At 61.2% G+C, this 19,371-nt stretch carries 18 protein-coding genes and 1 tRNA gene; 9 read left to right on the forward strand and 10 right to left on the reverse strand.

What is annotated here, in order from left to right; translation table 11 throughout:
• Window positions 1-48 precede the first annotated feature (48 nt).
• Entirely contained in the window at window positions 49-849 is an 801-nt protein-coding gene (istB, locus tag AZF01_RS02890; RefSeq protein ID WP_024706303.1) for an IS21-like element helper ATPase IstB, read from the reverse strand.
• On the reverse strand, window positions 839-2,365 hold the full coding sequence (gene istA, locus AZF01_RS02895) for an IS21 family transposase (RefSeq protein ID WP_024706304.1): 1,527 nt from the start codon (window positions 2,363-2,365) through the stop codon (window positions 839-841). Before istA ends, istB begins: the two co-directional genes overlap by 11 nt.
• Before the next feature lie 138 nt (window positions 2,366-2,503).
• Between istA and AZF01_RS02900 the strand changes: the two genes are divergently transcribed.
• The 5 genes from AZF01_RS02900 to AZF01_RS02915 all read left to right on the forward strand — a co-directional run bounded on the left by AZF01_RS02900 (window position 2,504) and on the right by AZF01_RS02915 (window position 5,434).
• Entirely contained in the window at window positions 2,504-3,133 is a 630-nt protein-coding gene (locus AZF01_RS02900) for a hypothetical protein (RefSeq protein ID WP_024708992.1), read from the forward strand.
• Between the two features lie 116 nt (window positions 3,134-3,249).
• Window positions 3,250-3,801 (forward strand): hypothetical protein, encoded by a 552-nt coding sequence (locus AZF01_RS02905; protein WP_152534573.1) that lies wholly within the window; start codon window positions 3,250-3,252, stop codon window positions 3,799-3,801.
• 81 nt (window positions 3,802-3,882) lie between these two features.
• Window positions 3,883-4,074: an AlpA family transcriptional regulator gene (locus AZF01_RS02910; protein WP_024708994.1), complete on the forward strand. Its 192-nt coding sequence runs from the start codon at window positions 3,883-3,885 to the stop codon at window positions 4,072-4,074.
• Window positions 4,074-4,472: a hypothetical protein gene (locus AZF01_RS24405; RefSeq protein WP_024708995.1), complete on the forward strand. Its 399-nt coding sequence runs from the start codon at window positions 4,074-4,076 to the stop codon at window positions 4,470-4,472. Before AZF01_RS02910 ends, AZF01_RS24405 begins: the two co-directional genes overlap by 1 nt.
• Before the next feature lie 80 nt (window positions 4,473-4,552).
• The gene (locus tag AZF01_RS02915) at window positions 4,553-5,434 is read left to right on the forward strand and encodes a site-specific integrase (protein ID WP_244435584.1); all 882 of its coding nucleotides are present in this window, start codon (window positions 4,553-4,555) and stop codon (window positions 5,432-5,434) included.
• A gap of 40 nt (window positions 5,435-5,474) precedes the next feature.
• Here the strand turns inward: AZF01_RS02915 and AZF01_RS02920 are convergent.
• Window positions 5,475-5,549, reverse strand: a tRNA-Val gene (locus AZF01_RS02920).
• Window positions 5,550-5,643: 94 nt separating this feature from the next.
• Window positions 5,644-6,006 carry a cell cycle two-component system response regulator CpdR gene (gene cpdR / locus AZF01_RS02925; RefSeq protein ID WP_024708997.1) on the reverse strand — a complete coding sequence of 121 codons (363 nt, stop codon included), beginning with the start codon at window positions 6,004-6,006 and terminating at the stop codon, window positions 5,644-5,646.
• Between the two features lie 147 nt (window positions 6,007-6,153).
• Between cpdR and AZF01_RS02930 the strand changes: the two genes are divergently transcribed.
• Both AZF01_RS02930 and hisN read left to right on the forward strand, forming a co-directional pair.
• Window positions 6,154-7,068, forward strand: coding sequence for an N-formylglutamate amidohydrolase (locus tag AZF01_RS02930; RefSeq protein WP_024708998.1), 915 nt, complete (start codon window positions 6,154-6,156; stop codon window positions 7,066-7,068).
• A gap of 363 nt (window positions 7,069-7,431) precedes the next feature.
• Entirely contained in the window at window positions 7,432-8,208 is a 777-nt protein-coding gene (hisN, locus tag AZF01_RS02935; protein ID WP_024708999.1) for a histidinol-phosphatase, read from the forward strand.
• Between the two features lie 6 nt (window positions 8,209-8,214).
• Here hisN and AZF01_RS02940 read toward each other — a convergent pair whose 3' ends face one another.
• Window positions 8,215-9,120, reverse strand: a complete 906-nt coding sequence (locus tag AZF01_RS02940) for an alpha/beta fold hydrolase (protein WP_024709000.1) — start codon at window positions 9,118-9,120, stop codon at window positions 8,215-8,217.
• Between the two features lie 499 nt (window positions 9,121-9,619).
• Here AZF01_RS02940 and AZF01_RS02945 point away from each other — a divergent pair, with 499 nt between their 5' ends.
• Window positions 9,620-10,102, forward strand: coding sequence for an Hsp20 family protein (locus AZF01_RS02945; protein WP_024709001.1), 483 nt, complete (start codon window positions 9,620-9,622; stop codon window positions 10,100-10,102).
• Window positions 10,103-10,156: 54 nt separating this feature from the next.
• On the opposite strand, the gene AZF01_RS02950 is transcribed toward AZF01_RS02945, so the two are convergent.
• From AZF01_RS02950 to AZF01_RS02970, 5 genes are all read right to left on the reverse strand, one after another.
• The gene (locus AZF01_RS02950; protein ID WP_024709002.1) at window positions 10,157-10,732 is read right to left on the reverse strand and encodes a DoxX family protein; all 576 of its coding nucleotides are present in this window, start codon (window positions 10,730-10,732) and stop codon (window positions 10,157-10,159) included.
• Window positions 10,733-10,737: 5 nt separating this feature from the next.
• On the reverse strand, window positions 10,738-11,523 hold the full coding sequence (locus AZF01_RS02955) for a DNA-binding domain-containing protein (RefSeq protein ID WP_024709003.1): 786 nt from the start codon (window positions 11,521-11,523) through the stop codon (window positions 10,738-10,740).
• Window positions 11,516-12,409, reverse strand: coding sequence for a DUF692 family multinuclear iron-containing protein (locus AZF01_RS02960; protein ID WP_024709004.1), 894 nt, complete (start codon window positions 12,407-12,409; stop codon window positions 11,516-11,518). The genes AZF01_RS02955 and AZF01_RS02960 overlap by 8 nt, the downstream gene beginning before the upstream one ends.
• A 73-nt stretch (window positions 12,410-12,482) precedes the next feature.
• Complete coding sequence (locus tag AZF01_RS02965) at window positions 12,483-12,782, reverse strand: DUF2282 domain-containing protein (protein ID WP_024709005.1); 300 nt, start codon at window positions 12,780-12,782, stop codon at window positions 12,483-12,485.
• Window positions 12,783-12,928: 146 nt separating this feature from the next.
• Window positions 12,929-13,999: a low specificity L-threonine aldolase gene (locus AZF01_RS02970; protein ID WP_024709006.1), complete on the reverse strand. Its 1,071-nt coding sequence runs from the start codon at window positions 13,997-13,999 to the stop codon at window positions 12,929-12,931.
• A gap of 644 nt (window positions 14,000-14,643) precedes the next feature.
• Here AZF01_RS02970 and gltB point away from each other — a divergent pair.
• Window positions 14,644-19,320 (forward strand): glutamate synthase large subunit, encoded by a 4,677-nt coding sequence (gene gltB / locus AZF01_RS02975; RefSeq protein ID WP_244435588.1) that lies wholly within the window; start codon window positions 14,644-14,646, stop codon window positions 19,318-19,320.
• Window positions 19,321-19,371 lie beyond the last annotated feature (51 nt).

A 19,371-nucleotide genomic window follows, 5' to 3' on the forward strand; every position in this document is an offset into this window, starting at 1 on the left:
ACTGACCCGGGATTTGCGCCGAGAATTGACCCGCCTTTATATAACGTTCTATTCGGTTGTCGTGGTCAAGTTCCTCCGTCTCTCCTTTGTTGTTTTGGTTTCATGAGCTGAGCTGTTCTTGAAGCGAAAGCTGTCGTTTCCGGTCTCGAGGATATGGCAGTGGTGGGTAAGGCGGTCGAGCAGCGCGGTGGTCATCTTGGCATCGCCGAACACGCTGGCCCATTCACTGAAGCTGAGGTTGGTGGTGATGATTACGCTGGTGTGCTCGTAGAGTTTGCTCAGCAAATGGAAGAGCAGTGCGCCACCTGAGGCACTAAACGGCAGATATCCCAGTTCATCCAGAATGACGAGATCGGAATGAGCCAGGCGATTGGCGATCTGACCCGGGCGGCCTTGGGCCTTCTCCTGTTCCAGCGCGTTGACCAGTTCGACTGTTGAGAAGAACCGAACCCGCTTGTGGTGATGCTCAATGGCCTGAACGCCGATCGCGGTGGCAATGTGCGTTTTACCTGTACCGGGACCGCCGACCAGAACGATATTGTTGGCGGCGTCGAGGAACTCGCAGCGATGGAGCTGGCGCACAAGCGCTTCGTTGACCTCACTGCTGGCAAAGTCGAAGCCGTTCAGATCACGGTAGGCTGGAAAGCGTGCGGTCTTGAGCTGATAGGCAGTCGAACGGACTTCCCTCTCGGCGGTTTCGGCCTTGAGGAGTTGTGACAGGACGGGGATTGCCGCTTCGAATGCCGGCGATCCTTGTTCGGTGAGCTCGCCGACGGCTTGGGCCATGCCATGCATCTTCAATTGACGCAGCATGATGACGATCGCGCCGCTTGCGGGGTTATGGCGCATGGCGAGCCTCCGTCTTTCTCAGGGTGTCGTATCGTTCAACATTGGCCTTGGGCTCATTGGTGAGCGTCAGGGCTTGTGGTGCATCAATGGTGAGGGGCGTACAGGGTTTACCGTCGACGAGGCGATGCAGCAGGTTCAGTACATGCGTCTTGGTCGGAACGCCTGACTTCAGCGCCAGGTCCACGGCCGAGAGCACCGCTTGTTCATCGTGCTGAAGGACCAGCGCCAGAATATCGACCATCTCACGATCACCACCCGGCCTCTTGAGCAGGTATTGCTGTAAGGATCGGAATGCACCGGGGAGTTCGGCGAATGGCGCGCCATTGCGCAGGGCACCTGGCTTGCGTTGCACCACCGCCAGATAATGCCGCCAGTCGTAAATCGTCTGTCCCGGCCGGTCATGGGATCGATCGATGACGCGGCGATGCTCGCAAACGATCTGACCTTCTGCAGCGATCACAACACGTTCCGGGTAAACCCGCATGCTCACCGGCCGGTTGGCGAAGGATGCCGGGACGCTGTAGCGATTGCGTTCCAGATGCACGAGGCAGGTCGGTGTGACCCGTTTCGTATATTCGACAAACCCGTCGAATGGCCGGGAGAGAGGCATCAATACCTGAGCCTCCTCAGCCCAGATGTCGGCGATGGTGCCGCGCATCTGACCATGCGGGGTCTTGGTCCAGAACTCCTTGCAGCGAAGCTCAAGCCAATCGTTCAGGGCTTCCAATGACGGGAAGCGGGGTATGGGTTGGAAGAATCGATGGCGTGCATCCTGCACATTCTTCTCGACCTGTCCCTTCTCCCAGCCGGATGCAGGATTGCAGAACTCGGGCTCAAACACATAGTGGCTGGCCATCGCCAGGAAACGGACGTTGACGTCGCGATCCTTGCCACGGCCGACCTTGTCGATCGCCGTGCGCATATTGTCGTAGATCCCACGTCCTGGAATGCCGCCGAAGACGCGGAATGCATGATTGTGGGCGTCGAACAGCATCTCGTGCGTCTGCAGGAGGTAGGCCCGGACGATAAAGGCGCGGCTATAACTCAGCTTGGTATGCGCTACCTGCAGCTTGGTGCGCTCATTGTCGATGATGGCCCAATCTTCAGACCAGTCGAACTGGAAGGCTTCGCCCGGCTCAAATGCCAGAGGCACGAACGTTCCGCGCCCTGTCGTCTGGAATTCCCTTTGCCGGTCCGCCTTCCATTCCCGGGCAAAGGCTGCAACACGGCAATAGGAACCCTCATAGCCGAGGCTCATCAGGTCGGCATGGAGTTGCTTCAAGGTGCGCTTTTGCTTGCGGCCCTTCTTTGACTCCGTCTTCAGCCAGGCCGACAGCCGATCCGCATACGGATCAAGCTTGCTCGGCCGCTCCGGGACTTTGAACTTCGGTTCAACGCCGTCAAGTCGCAGATATTTCCGGACGGTATTCCGGGATAGGCCGGTCCTGCGACAAATCTCCCGGATCGATAAATGCTCTCGAAAATGCCAGCGCCGAATTACGCTCAATAACGCCATGTCGATCACTCCAGAACCCCCGCTTGAACCTCGCGAGGGGTGATTGAAACATGGGTCAAATCTCAGTGATAATTTCCCGCAATCCCGGGTCAGTTCTCAGCGCAAATCAACACACACTGTATCGGAAGGGGAAGGGATATGAGCGGACAGTTTTCAACGCAGGACGATTTCACCCGCCTTGTCGAGCTGACGCCGGAACTGCGCAACAAGATCGAGACAGCGGTAGAGCGGCTTCTGGATATTCTGGATGTCTACGACGGCGACGAGAACGCGGAAGACGATGGCACCGACGAGCCGGTGAATGGCTGGCCGAATGAGGGACAGCGGGCCGTAAACGCCATGTCCTGCGATGACGACCGGGAAGTCGATAACGCCGATTATGAGGATGGCGGTGACCGTGAGCCAACGCTTGGCTGGTCTTCTACCCCGCTTCAGGACCGCGAATACAGCCCTGAAGAGCTGAGCGCGGCCGATAATGAATGCGAGGCTGACGTGGCCGACGAACCGCATGACGAGGCGGATGAAGGCAATGACGAGCCTTGGCTGGGCTGGATAGCCGGAGGCGACCAGACCAACGTTCACCGCTTTGGGGATAAAAACATGATCGACGGCGAGCTTGATGCAACCGTGTCGGATGGGCAGGGCCTTCGCTTTGAGCGTGGCAATATCGTCCCTGTGCATCGACTTGTCCGATCAGTGGCCAAGCGTGGGACTGTCCAATGCTACGCTTCGAAGGTTACGCGTGGCGGCTTGGGGCTTGAGCGGTAGGGGCTTTTCGGCGTGGGACATGGCGGAAGCCTCGGCCTTAATGGTCGAAGGTGTACGCTTGCCAACTTAATGCAAATTTGCCATAAGTGGTCAAACGCCAACTTATGGAGCAATCAGTGACGATTTTTCAGGAAAAGTTTTCGACCGGACAGGTCATCAAGGCCGCAGGCATCAGCAACGCCACGCTGCAAAGCTGGATGAAGCGCGATGTCATTTCGGGTGAGCGCGAAGACAAGATCGAGGGCGGCGGTTCGCCGGGCCGTTATCGCAGCTTCGGCTTTCATACGCTGATGGAGATTGCGGTTGCCAAGGCGATGATCGATGCGGGCGTGAAAGACCTTTCCAATGCCTTCAAGGCGGCAAGGGGCTTCGCATACACGGGAACAGAGCAGACCGAATTGTATCCGGAACGCAATCCGAGCCTGCCTTTCAGCAACCGGGGCAAGCTTCTCGGCCGCACGCTTCTTGCCGCTGCAGACGACAAAAGCCACGTCGCCTTCTGGCAATCCGGCGCTGATGCGCTGGCCGATATCCGCCAAGCCCTCGGCCAGCCCGAAGGCTTTGCCATGGTTTTCATCAACGAGGTTTTCGACCGCGTGATGGCTTCTCTCAATCACCACCCCGAAGAGGTTCTTGAGGCCGCTTACGGGGCCGACACGAACGCATAACGGGCCGATCAAAGGGGATCGGTTCAGGTGTTTTCGAAGGTCGGCTGGCGGCCCGGCTTTCAGGTTTGGTGAGGATGGAGAATGAAGACTGAGAACATCATGACGCGCAAGCAGATCGCGCATGAGCTTGATGTTTCCGAGAAGACGGTTTCCCGGCTGTTCAAGCAAGGACGCTTGCCGGGGGCTTACAAGCTGGGCGGGGCAACCTCCGCCATTCGCATGACGAGGGCCGATCTTAGCCGGGTCGGCCGAAACGACGAAAGGAAGGGCTGATGGTGAAAATCGACCGTTCAGAAATCGAACCTGACACACCTTTACGCCTGAAGGTCGCCGCCAAGATCGCCTTTCCAGATGGAAGCATGACGGACAGCGGCCTTCGCAGCGAGATCGCAAAAGGGCGCTTGGCCGTCGAGAGGATCGCAGGCCGCCAGTACGTGACGTTGAATGCAATTAAGGAAATGAGGGCGCTATGCCGCGAAGAGCGAAAGGACCGAGGCTCTATCTCAGAAGCCGCAAAGGCCGTCCGTCAGTCTGGGTCATCCTCGACGGCCCCGCTGAAGTCAGCACGGGATGCGGCGAGCATGATCGCGGAGAGGCTGAAAAGGCCCTCGAACGATACCTTACCGAAAAGCACCGTCCGGACTGGCACCGTGGAAGCCCGGATGAAGTAGCCGTTGCAGACGTACTTGCCTTTTATGGCGAGCATCGTGCGCCGGAACTCACGCATCCCGAGCTTGTAGGCTATCACCTGATGCCGCTGCTTGATTTCTTCGGTGACAAGCTTTGTGCTTTTATCGACGCTGGTTCATGCCGCACATACTGGCGTGGCCGTATGGAAGGTAAGATCGGCCGCAGAGCCGTCAAGCAGGGGACAGCGCGGCGCGAGCTTGAGACACTTCAAGCGGCGCTGCGTTTTGCGTATCAGAGCAACAAGCTTGCTTTTCCCGTGCCGGTGACCTTGCCTGAGAAGGCAGCGCCCCGTGAACGCTGGCTGACCCGTTCGGAAGCCGCAGCACTCATTGCCGGTGCGCTTGGCATCATGCCGGTTGCCTATGACATTGAAAACCGCAAGCCGGTCAAATGGGGCAGGATGTTTCGGCCATCCTACCATGTCGCACGGTTTATCCTGATCGGCCTTTATTCCGGCACGCGTCACGATGCGATTTTGAACATGCGCTGGAAGCAGAATTCCAGGGGCGGATGGTTCGATCTGGATCACGGCATCATGTACCGGCGAGGGCAGGGGCAGACCGAAACCAACAAGCGCCGCCCGCCAGTGCCGATTCATGAAAACCTGATCGCGCATGTCGAACGCTGGAAGCAAATCACAATTCACGGGCCAGTCGAATACCACGGGCAACTGATCGCCAAGGAAAAGAAGGGCTTTGCCCGTGCCCGCACACTGGCCGGACTGGACGAAAGCGTAACCCCGCACGTGCTGCGCCACACATGCGCGACATGGATGCTTCAGCGAGGCATTTCAACGTGGGAAGTCGCGGGTTTTCTCGGCACGTCTGAGAAGGTCATTCGAGACACTTATGGGCATCATTCGCCCAACCACTTACAGACCGCAAAAAGGCGGTTCCGTGGGCATAAATTGGGCAATGAGAAAATGAAGGAAGCAGCACAATGAGCGCTGAACGCCTAATCCCTTATGACACAAGGGGAACGGATGGTGGGCGTGACAAGGATCGAACTTGTGACCCCTACGATGTCAACGTAGTGCTCTCCCGCTGAGCTACACGCCCATCCGTGGCGCGGTGTATTCCAAACTTTGGCGGTCGCGTCAACTGGTTTTTGAAGCTTTTTTGTCGCCTTTCGCTTTCGCTCCCGCGCGCCGGACTAAACGCCGAGAACCTTTTCTACCTCGTCGACCAGATCGCGCAGGTGAAACGGCTTGGAAAGCACCTTGGCGTCCTTGGGGGCTGCCGAATCGGCGTTGAGCGCGACGGCGGCGAAGCCGGTGATGAAGATCACCTTGAGATCGGGGTCGAGCTCGGTCGCCCGGCGGGCAAGCTCGATGCCGTCCATCTCGGGCATGACGATGTCGGTCAGAAGCAGCGAAAAAGGTTCCTCTCGCAGCCTGTCATAGGCGCTTGCGCCATTATCGAAAGCGGCGACCTGATAACCGGCCTTTTCCAGCGCTTTTACCAGGAAACGGCGCATGTCGTCGTCATCTTCCGCCAGAAGAATTTTCAGTACCATCGGCTCAACCATATCGGCGCATTGGGCTTTCGCGTTTACCGGTCTGATAGACCCTATGTCGTAAACAAGCAATAAAGAGGGCCTCAAACTTTCCGCCACCCGGGCGGCGGCCTTGGCAGGCAAGGCCGGAGCGCGTAAATCTCCGGTATGAAGGAAGCGACAGTGACCGGCAGGGACGAACTGAGTTTTGACAGCGATGCGCGTTGGTTCGAGGTGATCCGCCCCGAGCGGCAGACGCTGCCGCTGGTCTTCAACTCGCCCCATTCCGGCCGGGTCTACAGCAACGCCTTTCTGTCGGAGACGCGGCTTGACGCCCACGAGATCAGGCGTTCGGAGGATCTCTACGTCGATGAACTGTTCGCCATGGCGCCGGCCTTCGGCGCGCCGCTGCAAAGGGCCTTCTTTCCGCGCGCCTTCCTCGACGTCAACCGCGAACCTTTCGAGCTCGATCCGCGCATGTTTTCCGGTGCCCTGCCGTCGCATGTCAACATGACCTCCATGCGGGTCGCCGGCGGTCTCGGCACGATCCCGCGCATCGTCGCCGAGAACATGCCGATCTATGACGCCCCGATCGATGCGGGCGCGGGGCTCAGGCGAATCGAGGAAATCTACCGGCCTTATCACCGGAGCCTCAAGCAACTGATGCAGGAGACAAAGCGACGGTTCGGGCGGGCGGTGCTGATCGACTGCCATTCCATGCCCGGCAGCGTGACCGTCGGCGGCCACCGCCGGAAGCCCGATATCGTTATCGGCGACCGGTTCTCCACCAGCGCCTCGAGCGACATCGCCTATGCGGCGATCTCGATCCTCGAGCGGATGGGCTTCGTCACCGCCTACAACAAGCCCTATGCGGGCGGTTTCATCACCGAGCACTACGGCCGTCCCGCCGCCGATTGCCATGCGCTCCAGATCGAGGTCTCGCGCAGACTATACGCCGACGAGCAGAGCTACGCGAAAAAGCCGGAATTCATCGCGCTGAAACAGGCGCTGACGCTGTTCATCCAGGAATTCTCCGCGTTTCTCGCCGGCAGCGAGGACAGTGCAGGCCTTGCTGCGGAGTGAGGCGTTTCGTCCGGGTGCGCGGGGCGTTCAAAAAAAACCGCGCCGTGGGCGCGGTTAAGTCTAGGGAGGAAACACCCAAGGAGGGTATTCACAGTCGAGAGACTGTAGTCCAGACAATAGATGACCGTGCGAGGCCTGTCAAGTTAATTTGCCTGAATTTTGCGCAATAAGTACTATTGTCTAATTTTTACGCGTATTGCCCGCTTTTTAATTTCCTTTTGCCGCATGGGTGAGCGGAAATCTCCGGTCAGGACGCGTGTTCGGGGCGCGGGGCGTATTTTCTCGCCCGAGGCGATTCCCTTGAGGGCGGAAAGACTCTAGAAACTGGCGGAAACGTTTCCTCGTCTTGCCACAGGATCTGCCATGCTTCCCGACCATGCCTTTTTCACAAGGCTCGCCGATGCCGCCGCCGCCGAGACCTTGCCGCGCTTCCGCTCGGGCCTTGATGTCGACAACAAGCTGAGCGGCGGTTTCGATCCTGTCACGGAAGGCGACAGGGCCGCCGAGAGCGCCATAAGGCGGCTGATCGAGGAGACCTATCCGGATCATGGCATCCTCGGCGAGGAGCATGGCGCAAGCGGGCTTGATCGCGAATATGTCTGGGTGATCGATCCGATCGACGGCACGCGGGCCTTCATCTCCGGCGTGCCTGTATGGGGCACGCTGATCGGGCTTTACCGGAACGGCCGTGCGGTGATGGGGCTGATGGACCAGCCCTTTACCGGCGAGCGGTTCTTTGCCGATCCGGGGGGGAGCCTGTTTGCCGGACCGGGCGGGCCGCGGCGACTGAAAACCCGCGATTGCCGGGAACTCGGCGCGGCAGTGCTGTTTACCACCTCGCCGCGGATCATGGGCACGGCTGCGCTGTCGCGCTACGACCGGCTGGAGCGGCAGGTCCGGCTCGCGCGCTACGGCATTGATTGCTATGCCTATTGCCTGCTGGCATCCGGTTTTGCCGATCTCGTCGTCGAAAGTGACCTGAAGCCCTATGATGTCGGGGCGTTGATTGCGATCATCGAAGGCGCCGGCGGCGTGATCTCCACCTGGACCGGCGAGCGGCCCGAGCATGGCGGCGATATCGTTGCCGCAGCGACGCCCGCACTTCACGAGGCTGCCCTTGCCGAGCTGAACGCCGCATAAGGCTTTTCAGCGCGCGGCCAGGCATTCATCGAAAAAGCCGAGGATGGCGTCCAGGGCAGGGCGGCGCACGGCGTCGACCTCCTGCAGGATCTCATGCCCGGATGACGGCAGCACAAGGTGGCGCGCGCCGAGCATTGCGGCCAGTTGCGCCTGCGACCCTGCCGGGATCAACGCGTCGCGGCCGGCGGAGAGGACAAGCGACGGGCAGCCGATCGCGGCAAGCGCCTTCGGGCGGGTGAGCCGGCGGATCGCGCCGAGACAGGCCGAGAGCCAGCCGAAGGTCACCGGCCCCAGCAGATAGGGCGGATCGGTTTTCGCCGCCGCGATATTGCGCGCGTAGCGAGCGCGGTCCGATGTGTGGGGCTGGTCCTCGAACCGCGCCGGTTGGCTGCGCGGCCGCGCGGTGCGCTGCCTTGCCCGGCCCGTGCGGCTGAAGAGCCAGGCCATGGCGCGGACCACAAAGGTCGGGTAGCGGTCATGGCGGATGCCGACGAAGGGCGCGGAAAGCACAAGGCCCGCAAACCGGCCGGAAGCCTGTTCCGCAACCGAAAGCGCGATCAGCCCGCCAAGCGAATGACCCAGAAGAAAATAAGGCCCGGGCATTCTGCCCTCGACCTTCTGGGCGAAGAAGTCGACAATGTCCCGAGGGTAGTCCGAGAAATGTTCGATATGGCCCATATTGCCGTCCTCGGGTCGGCGTTCGGATCCGCCCTGGCCGCGCAGGTCCAGGATTGCGACGGCAAAACCGGCAATGCGGAAATCGCACACGGTCTCGGCATATTTCTCGATGAACTCCGCCCGGCCCGCGACAATGAGCACCGTGGCGCGTGCGTCTTCGCATGGGAACAACCCGTAACGCAGCATGATGCCGTCAAAGGCGCGCATCATGCCGATCGTGTGGTTCGCGTCCATTGCCTGTCGTCCATTGCCTCGTGATCCGCCCCTGATGACGCCCGCGTGCGGCAAAGGCAATGGCCTGTTCGTGAATTGGGGCGTAAAAAGGACCGGAACCGGACACTTGAACAGGGGTAAAAGCGTCTCGGCTCCGGCCAAGATACCGCTATCACTGGGTCAAGAGTGACAACGGTGCCGGGACGGGTGCGCCGTAGTTCCCGGCAAAAGCTGAATGGCGCATTACGCCTGAACGTGAGTTCAATAGCGCATTCATATTGCGTTCATTCTCAATATAGTGGCGACGAATGCGGGACAAAACTGCGTCAGCGCGCCCTGTCAACGCGAGTGCGCGGTGATGATTTTGCCAGCGCAGGCCCTCTTGAAATCGGTGCAGACTTTTCCCAAATCTTCAAACGTGGACGCCGACTACCGGGTCCGCAACCGTTTTCCGCGATCGCCTGTTTCGGGATCGCCGGGAAATGTCATCGCAACCATACGTCGCTCAAAGGAGGACATTATGCGTAACGTCGATTTTTCGCCCCTTTATCGTTCTACCGTCGGTTTTGACCGGCTTTTCAATCTCCTCGACTCGATGGGCCAGCCCGAACAGGCGCCTGCCTATCCGCCCTATAATATCGAGCGCACCGGCGAGAATGCCTATCGCATCTCGATGGCCGTCGCCGGCTTCAGCGAAAGCGAGCTTTCCATTGAGGCCCATGCCAACGTGCTGACCGTGAAAGGCGAGAAGGCCGAGGAAGATGACGAAGGCAACAGCGAATACCTCTATCGGGGTATCGCAAAGCGCGCATTCGAACGCCGCTTCCAGCTGGCCGACCACATGGAAGTCCAGGGTGCAACACTGAAGAATGGTCTACTTTATGTTGAGCTGCTGCGCAACATTCCCGAGGCTATGAAACCGCGCCGAATTGCAATCGAGACGCGATCCGGCGAGCCGAAAACGATTTCGGCGCAGAAGAATGTGGAGATGGATGCCGCCTGACGGCAGACCCCCACTAGCAGAAATTGTAACGGCGCCTCTCGGGGCGCCGTTTTTTCATCCGTGCCAGCGCCGTGTGATTCGCGCGGCCAGGTGATCCAGGGAAATTCTGCCGGGTCCGTAGATGACCAGCAGGACCAGCGGCACTGTCCAGAGAAGGCGCTGGTCGAGGATGACGCTGTCGGGGAAGCGGTCGAACAGCGCGCCAATGGTCTCGCCGCCGACCTGATGTACCGTGATGTCCACCAAGGTCTGGACCGCGATGAAGCCGAGCATGCCGAGGGCGCTCAGCCGGGTGGCGAGGCCGAAGATGATCAGCAGCGGCAGGGCGAATTCGGCATAGGTTCCCAGATGAACGATCAGCCCCCAGGGCAGGAAGGACACCGAGGAGACATCGCCGCCGGCGGCCTCGACGGCGGGAAGCGCGATCTGGTAGTAGGCGGAGCTTCGAACCATGAAGAAGCCGGCAAGGCCGGGCTCGACCTTGGTCAATGCCGAGTTCAGGAAGTAGAGCCAGAGGGTGGAGGCAAACACCAGCCTGGCGAAAAGCCCCGGAAACCATGGCGCCAGGAAGGTCTGGAGGCGTGCAAAGACACGGTCATGGAGACGCGCGATCGTGCAGATGAAATGCATGGTGACTACTCCCGTGCAGCCGAAAGGCGCGTGAAGGCGCCCGAGGTGATCAATATCGAAAACGCGGCGCCGAGGTCGAAGGCGGGGTCGAGCGCCGTCGCGGCCTCGGCCGCCTCGCAGATCGGCATGCCCTCGATCAGTTTGCCGAAGAAGACGGCCTGTCCGTCTGTAAGCGAAAGCACCGCAACGTCATAGTGCGGCCGGGTTACCAGCGCGGTCTCGGCCGGTGACGGGTCGAAGTCCCTGAGCCCGGTTCCGTTGCGGGCGCGCAGGAAAATGCTCACCGCCGCGCTGTCGAAGCGCCGCAGCCGTGTGGCCGGGTGCGGAACGAGGGCTGCCGCCATCAGGCCGTCCGGCGAAAGCGTCTGGAGCTCGTCGGGTGATAGCGGATCCGCATCTTCCGCGTGATAGGCATCGAGCCAGGCCCGCTCCAGACGGGCAATATCGGACAGGAAGAACAGATGTTCGGCAGGCTCGAACGTGGCGATGAAATCGGCAAAGCCGTGGCCGTATTCGGCAATCACAGGCGTCCGCGGCGGTTCGCGGGCGATATAGTCGCCGGCCATGGCGGAGAAGAACCGTTCCCCCACAAGGTCGCGCGTCACGGGAAAGATATCCGCGAGCGCGCCTTTGAGTCCGACAGCGACATTGTTGCGGTAAACGCCGAAGCGTTTGACGGCAGGTCCGCCGAACGGGTTGGAAACGCCATCCGGCGCGGTTTCGGCCGGCGGTCCGAGAAGGGCCGCTGCGAATCCTTCGAGCGTTGCGGCAGCGGAGCGAGGGTCAGCCATGGCGGCTGCCGAGCAGAAAGCGCTCGCCCTCCCGGTTCATGATCTCCTCGGCCAGTTGCGCCTCGCGCTTCAGGATCGGCCATTCGGGCACGTCATTGTCCCATTCGATCAGCGTCGGAAGCGGGCCGGTCTTCTGGATGACGAAGGCATAAAGCGCCCAGACGGCGTCATCGACGGGTCGGTCATGGGCGTCGATCAGAAGCGGCGCGCCCGTATCGTCAACATCCTCTGCGTGGCCGGCGAGGTGGATCTCGCCGACCCGCTCCAGCGGAAAACTCTTCAGGTATGACAGGGCGTCAAAGCCGTTATTGGTCGCTGACACATGGACATTGTTGACGTCGAGCAGCAGGCCGCAGCCGCTCCTGCGCGCAATCTCGTCGAGGAAGATCGTCTCCGGGATCGTGCTTTCGGAAAACGCGACATAGGTGGACGGGTTTTCCAGCAGGATCGGCCTCTTGAGCCTGTTCTGCACCCGGTCGATATGGTCGACGATATGGCAGAGCGTCTCATCGGTATAGGGCAGCGGCAGAAGGTCGTTGTAATAGGCGTCGTCATGGGTCGACCACGCCAGGTGTTCGGAAACGAGGCCTGGTTCATAGCGCTCGACAACGCCCGCCAGCCGTTCCAGATGGCCCGGATCAATCCCGCGCGGCGAGCCGATCGAAAGGCCGACGCCGTGGACGGACAGGGGGAAGTCCTGGCGCATGCGCGTCAGGATGCGGTGCGGGTGGCCGCCCGCGCCCATATAGTTTTCGGCATGCACTTCGAGAAAGCCGATTGCGTAATCATCGTTCAGGATGGCGTCGGCATGGGCGGTCTTGAAGCCGGCGCCGGCCCGCTGCGGGACCTGTCGCCGCGCAAGCAAGGCAGTCATTTCGCTGGACATGTGTGGCGCTCCCGCTCACTGGATGACGCAAGACCGCCGGCGCGCCGAGGGCACCGGCGGCGTTGACGCGCAATCACATTGCGGGAAGGTCGCGATCGAGCGGCTCGAGCGAACCCATGCGGTCGCCCGGAAGCTTCATGTCCGTGCAGGAGCCTTCGGCCACATATTTCCAGGCATTGCCCTGGTAGTCGACCTTGGACGTGCCTGCGCAGGTCGTGCCCGGTCCGGCGGCGCAATCGTTCTGGCCGGCCATGGCGACGCCGTAGCACTTGACATTGGCGGCCTGGGCGGGGGCGGTGGCCGCAAGGCTGCCGACAGCCACGGCGAGCGCGCCGGCAAGCGTTGCTGCGCTGATCTTGTTGGTCTTCGACATGCTATTCTCCTCATTGATCGAGACGGGTTCGATTGTTGTGCAAGTCTTGTTCTTGCACGCAGGAGTTTTGCAAAATCGGCCTTCACTTGGAAATCAATCGAGCGTCACCCGGCAGTCACGCCGCGTCACCGGCCTGTGAGGCGCCGTTACCCGTTTGTGAGCGGCTCGGCCTCAAGGAAGGAGACAAAGCGATCGACCTCGGCCTCCGTCGAGGCGAAGCTGGTCACGCAGCGCGCCAGAACCTCGTCTTCAGCCACAAGTCCGGGCTGGTCTGCCGGCGTCAGCCAGTCGTAGAACTCAGCGCCGGCCTTGCGCGCGGCTTCGGCCGCGGCCTTCGGCAGGATGATGAAGACCTCGTTCGATTGGGTCTCCCAGGCAAGCCGCGCCTTTGCCGATTTGCGAAAGGCAATGCGCATCCGCTCGGCCATGGCGTTTGAGTGGCGGGCAAGGTCGAGCCAGAGGTCGTCGGTCAGGTAGGCGTCGAGCTGGGCGGAGATGAAGCGGGTCTTGGAGAAGAGATGGGCGGCGCGCTTGCGGATGAAGGGCATCTCCCGCGCCTGGTCCGGGTTCATGAACACGATTGCCTCCGCGCACCAGCAGCCGTTCTTGGTGCCGCCGAAGGAGAGAATGTCGACGCCGCGCTTCCACGTCATTTCGGCCGGCGTCGCATCGAGCGCGACAAGCGCATTGGCAAAGCGCGCGCCATCCATGTGAACCGGAAGGCCGCCTTCCTTTGCGACAGCGGTAAGCGCATCAATTTCGTCAAGTCCGTAGACGGTGCCGACCTCCGTCGATTGCGTCAGCGACAGCGCCATGGGCTGGCCGTGATGGATGAAATCCGCCGGATAGCGCGCGGCGATGCGCCTCAGCTCCGACGGCGTCATCTTGCCTTCCGGGCCCGAAACGGTGGCGAGCCTGCCGCCGCCGGTGAAATATTCCGGCGCGCCGCCCTCGTCATTGGCGATGTGGGCGTCCTTGTGGCAGAAGACCACGCCGCCCGGCCGCCCGACGGAGGAAAGCGCCAGCGAATTGGCCGCCGTGCCCGTGCCGACGAAGAAGACGGCGACCTCGCGCTCGAAGAGATCGTTGAACCGCGCCTCGATCTTCCGGTCCAGCGGGCTTGTGCCATAGGCATTGGCATAGCCCGACTGTTCGCGCAGCAGCGCCTCGCCGATTGCGGGATGGGCGCCGGACCAGTTGTCGGAAGCAAAAAACATGGATAAAGACCTCAAAAGCGTTCTGGAAATGCGGTTAGCGGGATATCAGGGAAAAGGTCGCCGCCTGTAAAGGGGCATTCCCGATGTCCGGTGCGAGGTGCTGTCTTCGCAGGAGTTTGCGCCTGTCGGCTTGATGGGCGTGGATTCTGCCTATAAATTGCCGTTTTCTTTCACGTCTGTCGAAAGAACCTTGAAATGGGTAACTTTGTTGCGCTGGCCGGTCATCCGGCGTAATTTTCTCTCGCCTTCGGACGCGCGATTTCATTATTTGCTTGCCACTTTGCGTGGTTTCTGGCATGAACGGCAGATAGGACAGTTATGCTGTCCTATTTTTATGTCCGGCTGTGTCGTGTGCCGGTCGCAAGGGGCTGACGCGTTCCCGCTTTTTGGTCTATAATGACCGCACAAGCGGAAGGCCGCGCTCCTGCCTCGCTCACGACAAGAGCCATCGGCTGGAGCGCCCGTTGTATGGTCGTCCCGGTTTTAAATGAGAGAGAGGTCTGCAGGCGGCGGGGCGCGACAGCGTCTTCACGCATTTGCCTGCTCCCCACGATCCGGTTTCGCCTGCATTCCGGCAGGTTTTAAGGAGATCTTGTATGACGAAGATGACGCCATCCGCGCTCAGTGGTGCCCCGCTCACGCAAATGACCGTGACGCCTGCCGCCAATAAAGCTGCCGACGGCCGTCGCAACAAACGTCAGGGGCTCTATGATCCGAGGAACGAGCACGATGCCTGCGGCGTCGGCTTCATCGCCCATATGAAGGGCGAGAAGTCGCACCAGATCGTCAAGGACGGCCTGTTCATTCTCGAAAATCTCACCCACCGCGGCGCGGTCGGCGCCGACCCGCTGATGGGCGACGGCGCCGGCATGCTGATGCAGATTCCGGACAGGTTCTTCCGTGAGGAAATGGCGGCCGAAGGCATCGTGCTGCCGAAGGTCGGCGAATATGCCGTCGGCTATTTCTTCATGCCGCGCGATCCCGAGCGCATCGCCCATTACAAGGACATCATCCAGAAGGTGATCGCCGACGAAGGACAGCGCTTCATCGGCTTCCGCGAAGTGCCTGTCGACAATTCATCGCTGTCGAAGGCGGAGGATATCGCCGCCACCGAGCCCTATCACCTGCAGGTCTTCATCGGCGCCGGCGCGCGCGCCGATACGCAGCAGGATTTTGAACGTCGTCTGTTCATTCTGCGCAAGGTGATCTCGAACACGATCTTTTCCGAATCGGAAGGCGCGGCCGAGGATTTCTACATCGTCTCGATGTCGTCCTCGACCATCGTCTACAAGGGCATGTTCCTCGCCTATCAGGTCGGCGCCTATTACAAGGATCTGTCCGATCCGCGCTTCGAGTCCGCCGTTGCCCTCGTGCACCAGCGCTTTTCGACCAACACCTTCCCGTCGTGGAAGCTGTCGCATCCCTATCGCATGGTCGCCCATAACGGCGAGATCAACACGCTCAGGGGCAATGTGAACTGGATGGCCGCGCGGCAGGCTTCCGTATCATCGCCGCTCTTCGGCGATGATATCTCCAAGCTCTGGCCGATCTCCTACGAGGGCCAGTCCGATACGGCCTGTTTCGACAACGCGCTCGAATTCCTGGTTCAGGGCGGCTATTCCATGGCCCATGCAGTGATGATGCTGATCCCGGAAGCCTGGGCCGGCAACATGTCGATGGGGCCGCAGACGCGCGCCTTCTACGAATATCACGCCGCCCTGATGGAGCCGTGGGACGGCCCGGCCGCCGTTGCCTTTACCGATGGCCGCCAGATCGGCGCGACGCTTGACCGTAACGGTCTGCGTCCGGCGCGCTATCTGATCACCAAGGATGACCGGATCATCATGGCGTCTGAAGCCGGCGTTCTGCCGGTCGAGGAAGAAAACATCGTTGCCAAGTGGCGCCTGCAGCCCGGCCGCATGCTTCTGATCGACATGGAAAAGGGCCGGATCATTTCCGATGACGAGATCAAGTCCGAGCTTGCCGGCATGCACCCCTATCAGGACTGGCTGGACCGGACCCAGCTCATTCTGGAGGAGCTTAAGCCGGTTGAACCGCGCGCGCTCCGGCGCGACGTGTCGCTGCTCGACCGCCAGCAGGCCTTCGGCTACACCCAGGAAGACACCAAGATCCTGATGTCGCCGATGGCGACCACGGGGCAGGAAGCGATCGGCTCGATGGGCACCGATACGCCGATTTCGGCGATGTCGGACAAGTCGAAGCTGCTCTACACCTATTTCAAGCAGAACTTCGCCCAGGTTACCAACCCGCCGATCGACCCGATCCGCGAGGAGCTGGTGATGAGCCTGGTCTCCTTCATCGGCCCGCGTCCGAACATTCTCGACCATGAGGGCGCCTCGCGCGAGAAGCGCCTGGAAGTGCGCCAGCCGATCCTGACCAATGGCGATCTGGAGAAGATTCGCTCCATCGGTCATACGGAGGACCGGTTCGACACCAAGACGCTCGACGTTACCTATAGCGCCGATCAGGGCGAAGCCGGCATGCCGGAGATGATCGACCGGCTGTGCGAGCGCGCGGAAGCTGCCGTCAAGGGCGGCTACAACATCATCGTGCTTTCCGACCGCCAGATAGGCCCGGACCGGATCGCGATCCCCGCGCTTCTGGCGACCGCCGCCGTGCACCATCACCTGATCCGCAAGGGGCTCAGAACCTCGGTCGGCCTCGTGGTCGAATCGGGCGAGCCGCGCGAAGTGCATCATTTCTGCTGTCTCGCCGGCTATGGTGCGGAAGCCATCAACCCCTATCTCGCCTTCGATACGCTGGCCGATATGCACGCCAAGGGGATGTTCCCCGAGGAGGTCGACGCCGGCGAGGTGATCTACCGCTATATCAAGGCGATCGGAAAGGGCATGCTGAAGGTCATGTCCAAGATGGGCATCTCCACCTACCAGTCCTATTGCGGCGCGCAGATCTTCGACGCCATCGGCCTGTCGTCGGAATTCGTGGAACGCTTCTTCTTCGGCACGGCCTCGATGATAGAGGGCGTTGGCCTGACCGAAGTGGCCGAGGAGACGGTCGCCCGCCATCGCGCCGCCTTCGGCAAGGATCCCGTGCTTGCTTCCACGCTCGATATCGGCGGCGAATATGCCTACCGGATCCGCGGCGAGGCCCATGCCTGGACGCCGGATGCCGTGGCCGAGCTGCAGCATGCCGTGCGCGGCAATGCGCGCGACCGCTATGACGCCTTCGCGAAGATGGAAAACACGACCGCGCTTCGGATGAACACCATTCGCGGCCTTTTCCGGATCAGGAATGCCGAGGAGATCGGACGCGAGCCGGTGCCGCTCGAGGAGGTTGAACCGGCTTCCGAGATCGTCAAGCGCTTCTCCACCGGCGCCATGTCCTTCGGCTCGATTTCGCGCGAGGCGCATACGACGCTTGCGATTGCCATGAACCAGATCGGCGGCAAGTCGAACACCGGCGAGGGCGGCGAGGAGAGTGACCGCTATCTGAAGCTGCCCGACGGCTCCTATCCGAAGGAGCGCTCGGCGATCAAGCAGATTGCGTCGGGCCGTTTCGGCGTGACGACCGAATATCTGGTCAATGCCGATCTGCTTCAGATCAAGGTGGCCCAGGGCGCCAAGCCCGGCGAGGGCGGCCAGCTTCCCGGCCACAAGGTCGATGCGACGATCGCCAAGACCCGTCATTCGACGCCGGGTGTCGGTCTCATCTCGCCGCCGCCGCACCATGACATCTATTCGATCGAGGATCTGGCGCAGCTGATCTACGATCTGAAGAACGTCAACCCGACGGCCGATGTCTCGGTCAAGCTGGTGTCCGAAGTGGGCGTCGGCACGGTTGCCGCCGGCGTTGCCAAGGCGCGCGCCGACCACATCACCATCTCCGGTTTTGACGGCGGCACCGGCGCTTCGCCGCTGACCTCGCTGAAGCATGCCGGCAGCCCGTGGGAAATCGGCCTTGCCGAAACCCAGCAGACGCTGGTGCTGAACGGTCTCAGATCGCGCATCGCGCTGCAGGTCGACGGCGGGCTGAAGACCGGTCGCGACGTGCTGATCGGCGCCATGCTCGGCGCGGATGAGTTCGGTTTCTCCACCGCGCCGCTGATTGCGGCCGGCTGCATCATGATGCGCAAGTGCCACCTGAACACCTGCCCTGTCGGCGTCGCCACCCAGGACCCGGTCCTGAGGAAGCGCTTCAAGGGCCTGCCAGAACATGTGGTCAACTACTTCTTCTTCGTCGCCGAGGAATTGCGCGAGATGCTGGCGGCCCTCGGCTTCACCAGCCTCAACGAGGTCATCGGCTCTGTCGAACTCCTCGACAAGGATGAGGCGATCGCGCACTGGAAGTCCAAGGGGCTCGATTTTTCGAAGATCTTCCACAAGGTGGCAGCACCCAAGGACGCGACCTTCTGGACCGAGCGCCAGAAGCACCCGATCGACGATATCCTCGACCGCAGGCTGATCGAAAAGGCGATGCCGGCGCTCGAGAACAAGGAAAAGGTCGCCTTCGACGTCGAGATCAAGAATGTCGACCGCTCCGCCGGCGCCATGCTCTCGGGCGAGGTCGCCAAGCGCTGGAACGAGAAGGGCCTGAAGGAAGACACGATCTCCGTGACGCTCACCGGCACGGCCGGACAGTCCTTCGGCGCGTTCCTGGCAAGCGGCGTGACCTTTGACCTGATCGGTGACGGCAACGACTATGTCGGCAAGGGGCTTTCGGGCGGCAAGATCATCATCCGTCCGCCGGAGAACTCCCCGATCGTGCCGGAGGAATCGATCATCGTCGGCAATACGGTGCTTTACGGCGCGACTTCCGGCGAGTGCTATTTCCGCGGCGTGGCCGGGGAACGCTTCGCCGTCAGAAACTCCGGAGCGATTGCCGTCGTCGAGGGCGTTGGCGACCATGGCTGCGAATACATGACCGGCGGCCTCGTCGTCGTGCTCGGCCCGACGGGCCGCAATTTCGCGGCCGGCATGTCGGGCGGCGTGGCCTACGTTCTCGATGAGGACGGCGGCTTTGCCGACCGGTGCAACATGGCAATGGTCATGCTGGAGCCGGTGCCGGAAGAAGACGACATGCTGGAAAAGCTCCACCATCACGGCGGCGATCTCATGCACAAGGGCCGCGTCGACGTTTCCGGCGACATGACCCGGCATGACGAGGAGCGCCTGGTGCGGCTCATTACCAACCATCTGCTCTACACAGGCTCGGGCCGCGCCAAGGCGATCCTGGACGACTGGGCGCATTACCGCCCGATGTTCCGCAAGGTCATGCCGGTCGAATATCGCCGCGCTCTGGAAGAGATGGAGCGCATGCGCATGGGTGTCGCGGCAGAATAAGAGGCAACAGACATCTGTCGGCGTCCCGGCTTTTGAGTGCGGGACGCTTTC

The sequence above is a fragment of the Martelella sp. AD-3 genome (assembly GCF_001578105.1).
GTDB lineage: Bacteria > Pseudomonadota > Alphaproteobacteria > Rhizobiales > Rhizobiaceae > Martelella.

Bases quoted from the DNA above. Each gene is read 5' to 3' on its own strand.
- istB (WP_024706303.1), bottom strand. From the start codon at position 849: ATGCGCCATAACCCCGCAAGCGGCGCGATCGTCATCATGCTGCGTCAA.
- istA (WP_024706304.1), bottom strand. From the start codon at position 2,365: ATGGCGTTATTGAGCGTAATTCGGCGCTGGCATTTTCGAGAGCATTTA.
- AZF01_RS02900 (WP_024708992.1), top strand. From the start codon at position 2,504: ATGAGCGGACAGTTTTCAACGCAGGACGATTTCACCCGCCTTGTCGAG.
- AZF01_RS02910 (WP_024708994.1), top strand. From the start codon at position 3,883: ATGAAGACTGAGAACATCATGACGCGCAAGCAGATCGCGCATGAGCTT.
- AZF01_RS24405 (WP_024708995.1), top strand. From the start codon at position 4,074: ATGGTGAAAATCGACCGTTCAGAAATCGAACCTGACACACCTTTACGC.
- AZF01_RS02915 (WP_244435584.1), top strand. From the start codon at position 4,553: ATGCCGCTGCTTGATTTCTTCGGTGACAAGCTTTGTGCTTTTATCGAC.
- cpdR (WP_024708997.1), bottom strand. From the start codon at position 6,006: ATGGTACTGAAAATTCTTCTGGCGGAAGATGACGACGACATGCGCCGT.
- AZF01_RS02930 (WP_024708998.1), top strand. From the start codon at position 6,154: ATGAAGGAAGCGACAGTGACCGGCAGGGACGAACTGAGTTTTGACAGC.
- hisN (WP_024708999.1), top strand. From the start codon at position 7,432: ATGCTTCCCGACCATGCCTTTTTCACAAGGCTCGCCGATGCCGCCGCC.
- AZF01_RS02940 (WP_024709000.1), bottom strand. From the start codon at position 9,120: ATGGACGCGAACCACACGATCGGCATGATGCGCGCCTTTGACGGCATC.
- AZF01_RS02945 (WP_024709001.1), top strand. From the start codon at position 9,620: ATGCGTAACGTCGATTTTTCGCCCCTTTATCGTTCTACCGTCGGTTTT.
- AZF01_RS02950 (WP_024709002.1), bottom strand. From the start codon at position 10,732: ATGCATTTCATCTGCACGATCGCGCGTCTCCATGACCGTGTCTTTGCA.
- AZF01_RS02955 (WP_024709003.1), bottom strand. From the start codon at position 11,523: ATGGCTGACCCTCGCTCCGCTGCCGCAACGCTCGAAGGATTCGCAGCG.
- AZF01_RS02960 (WP_024709004.1), bottom strand. From the start codon at position 12,409: ATGTCCAGCGAAATGACTGCCTTGCTTGCGCGGCGACAGGTCCCGCAG.
- AZF01_RS02965 (WP_024709005.1), bottom strand. From the start codon at position 12,782: ATGTCGAAGACCAACAAGATCAGCGCAGCAACGCTTGCCGGCGCGCTC.
- AZF01_RS02970 (WP_024709006.1), bottom strand. From the start codon at position 13,999: ATGTTTTTTGCTTCCGACAACTGGTCCGGCGCCCATCCCGCAATCGGC.
- gltB (WP_244435588.1), top strand. From the start codon at position 14,644: ATGACCGTGACGCCTGCCGCCAATAAAGCTGCCGACGGCCGTCGCAAC.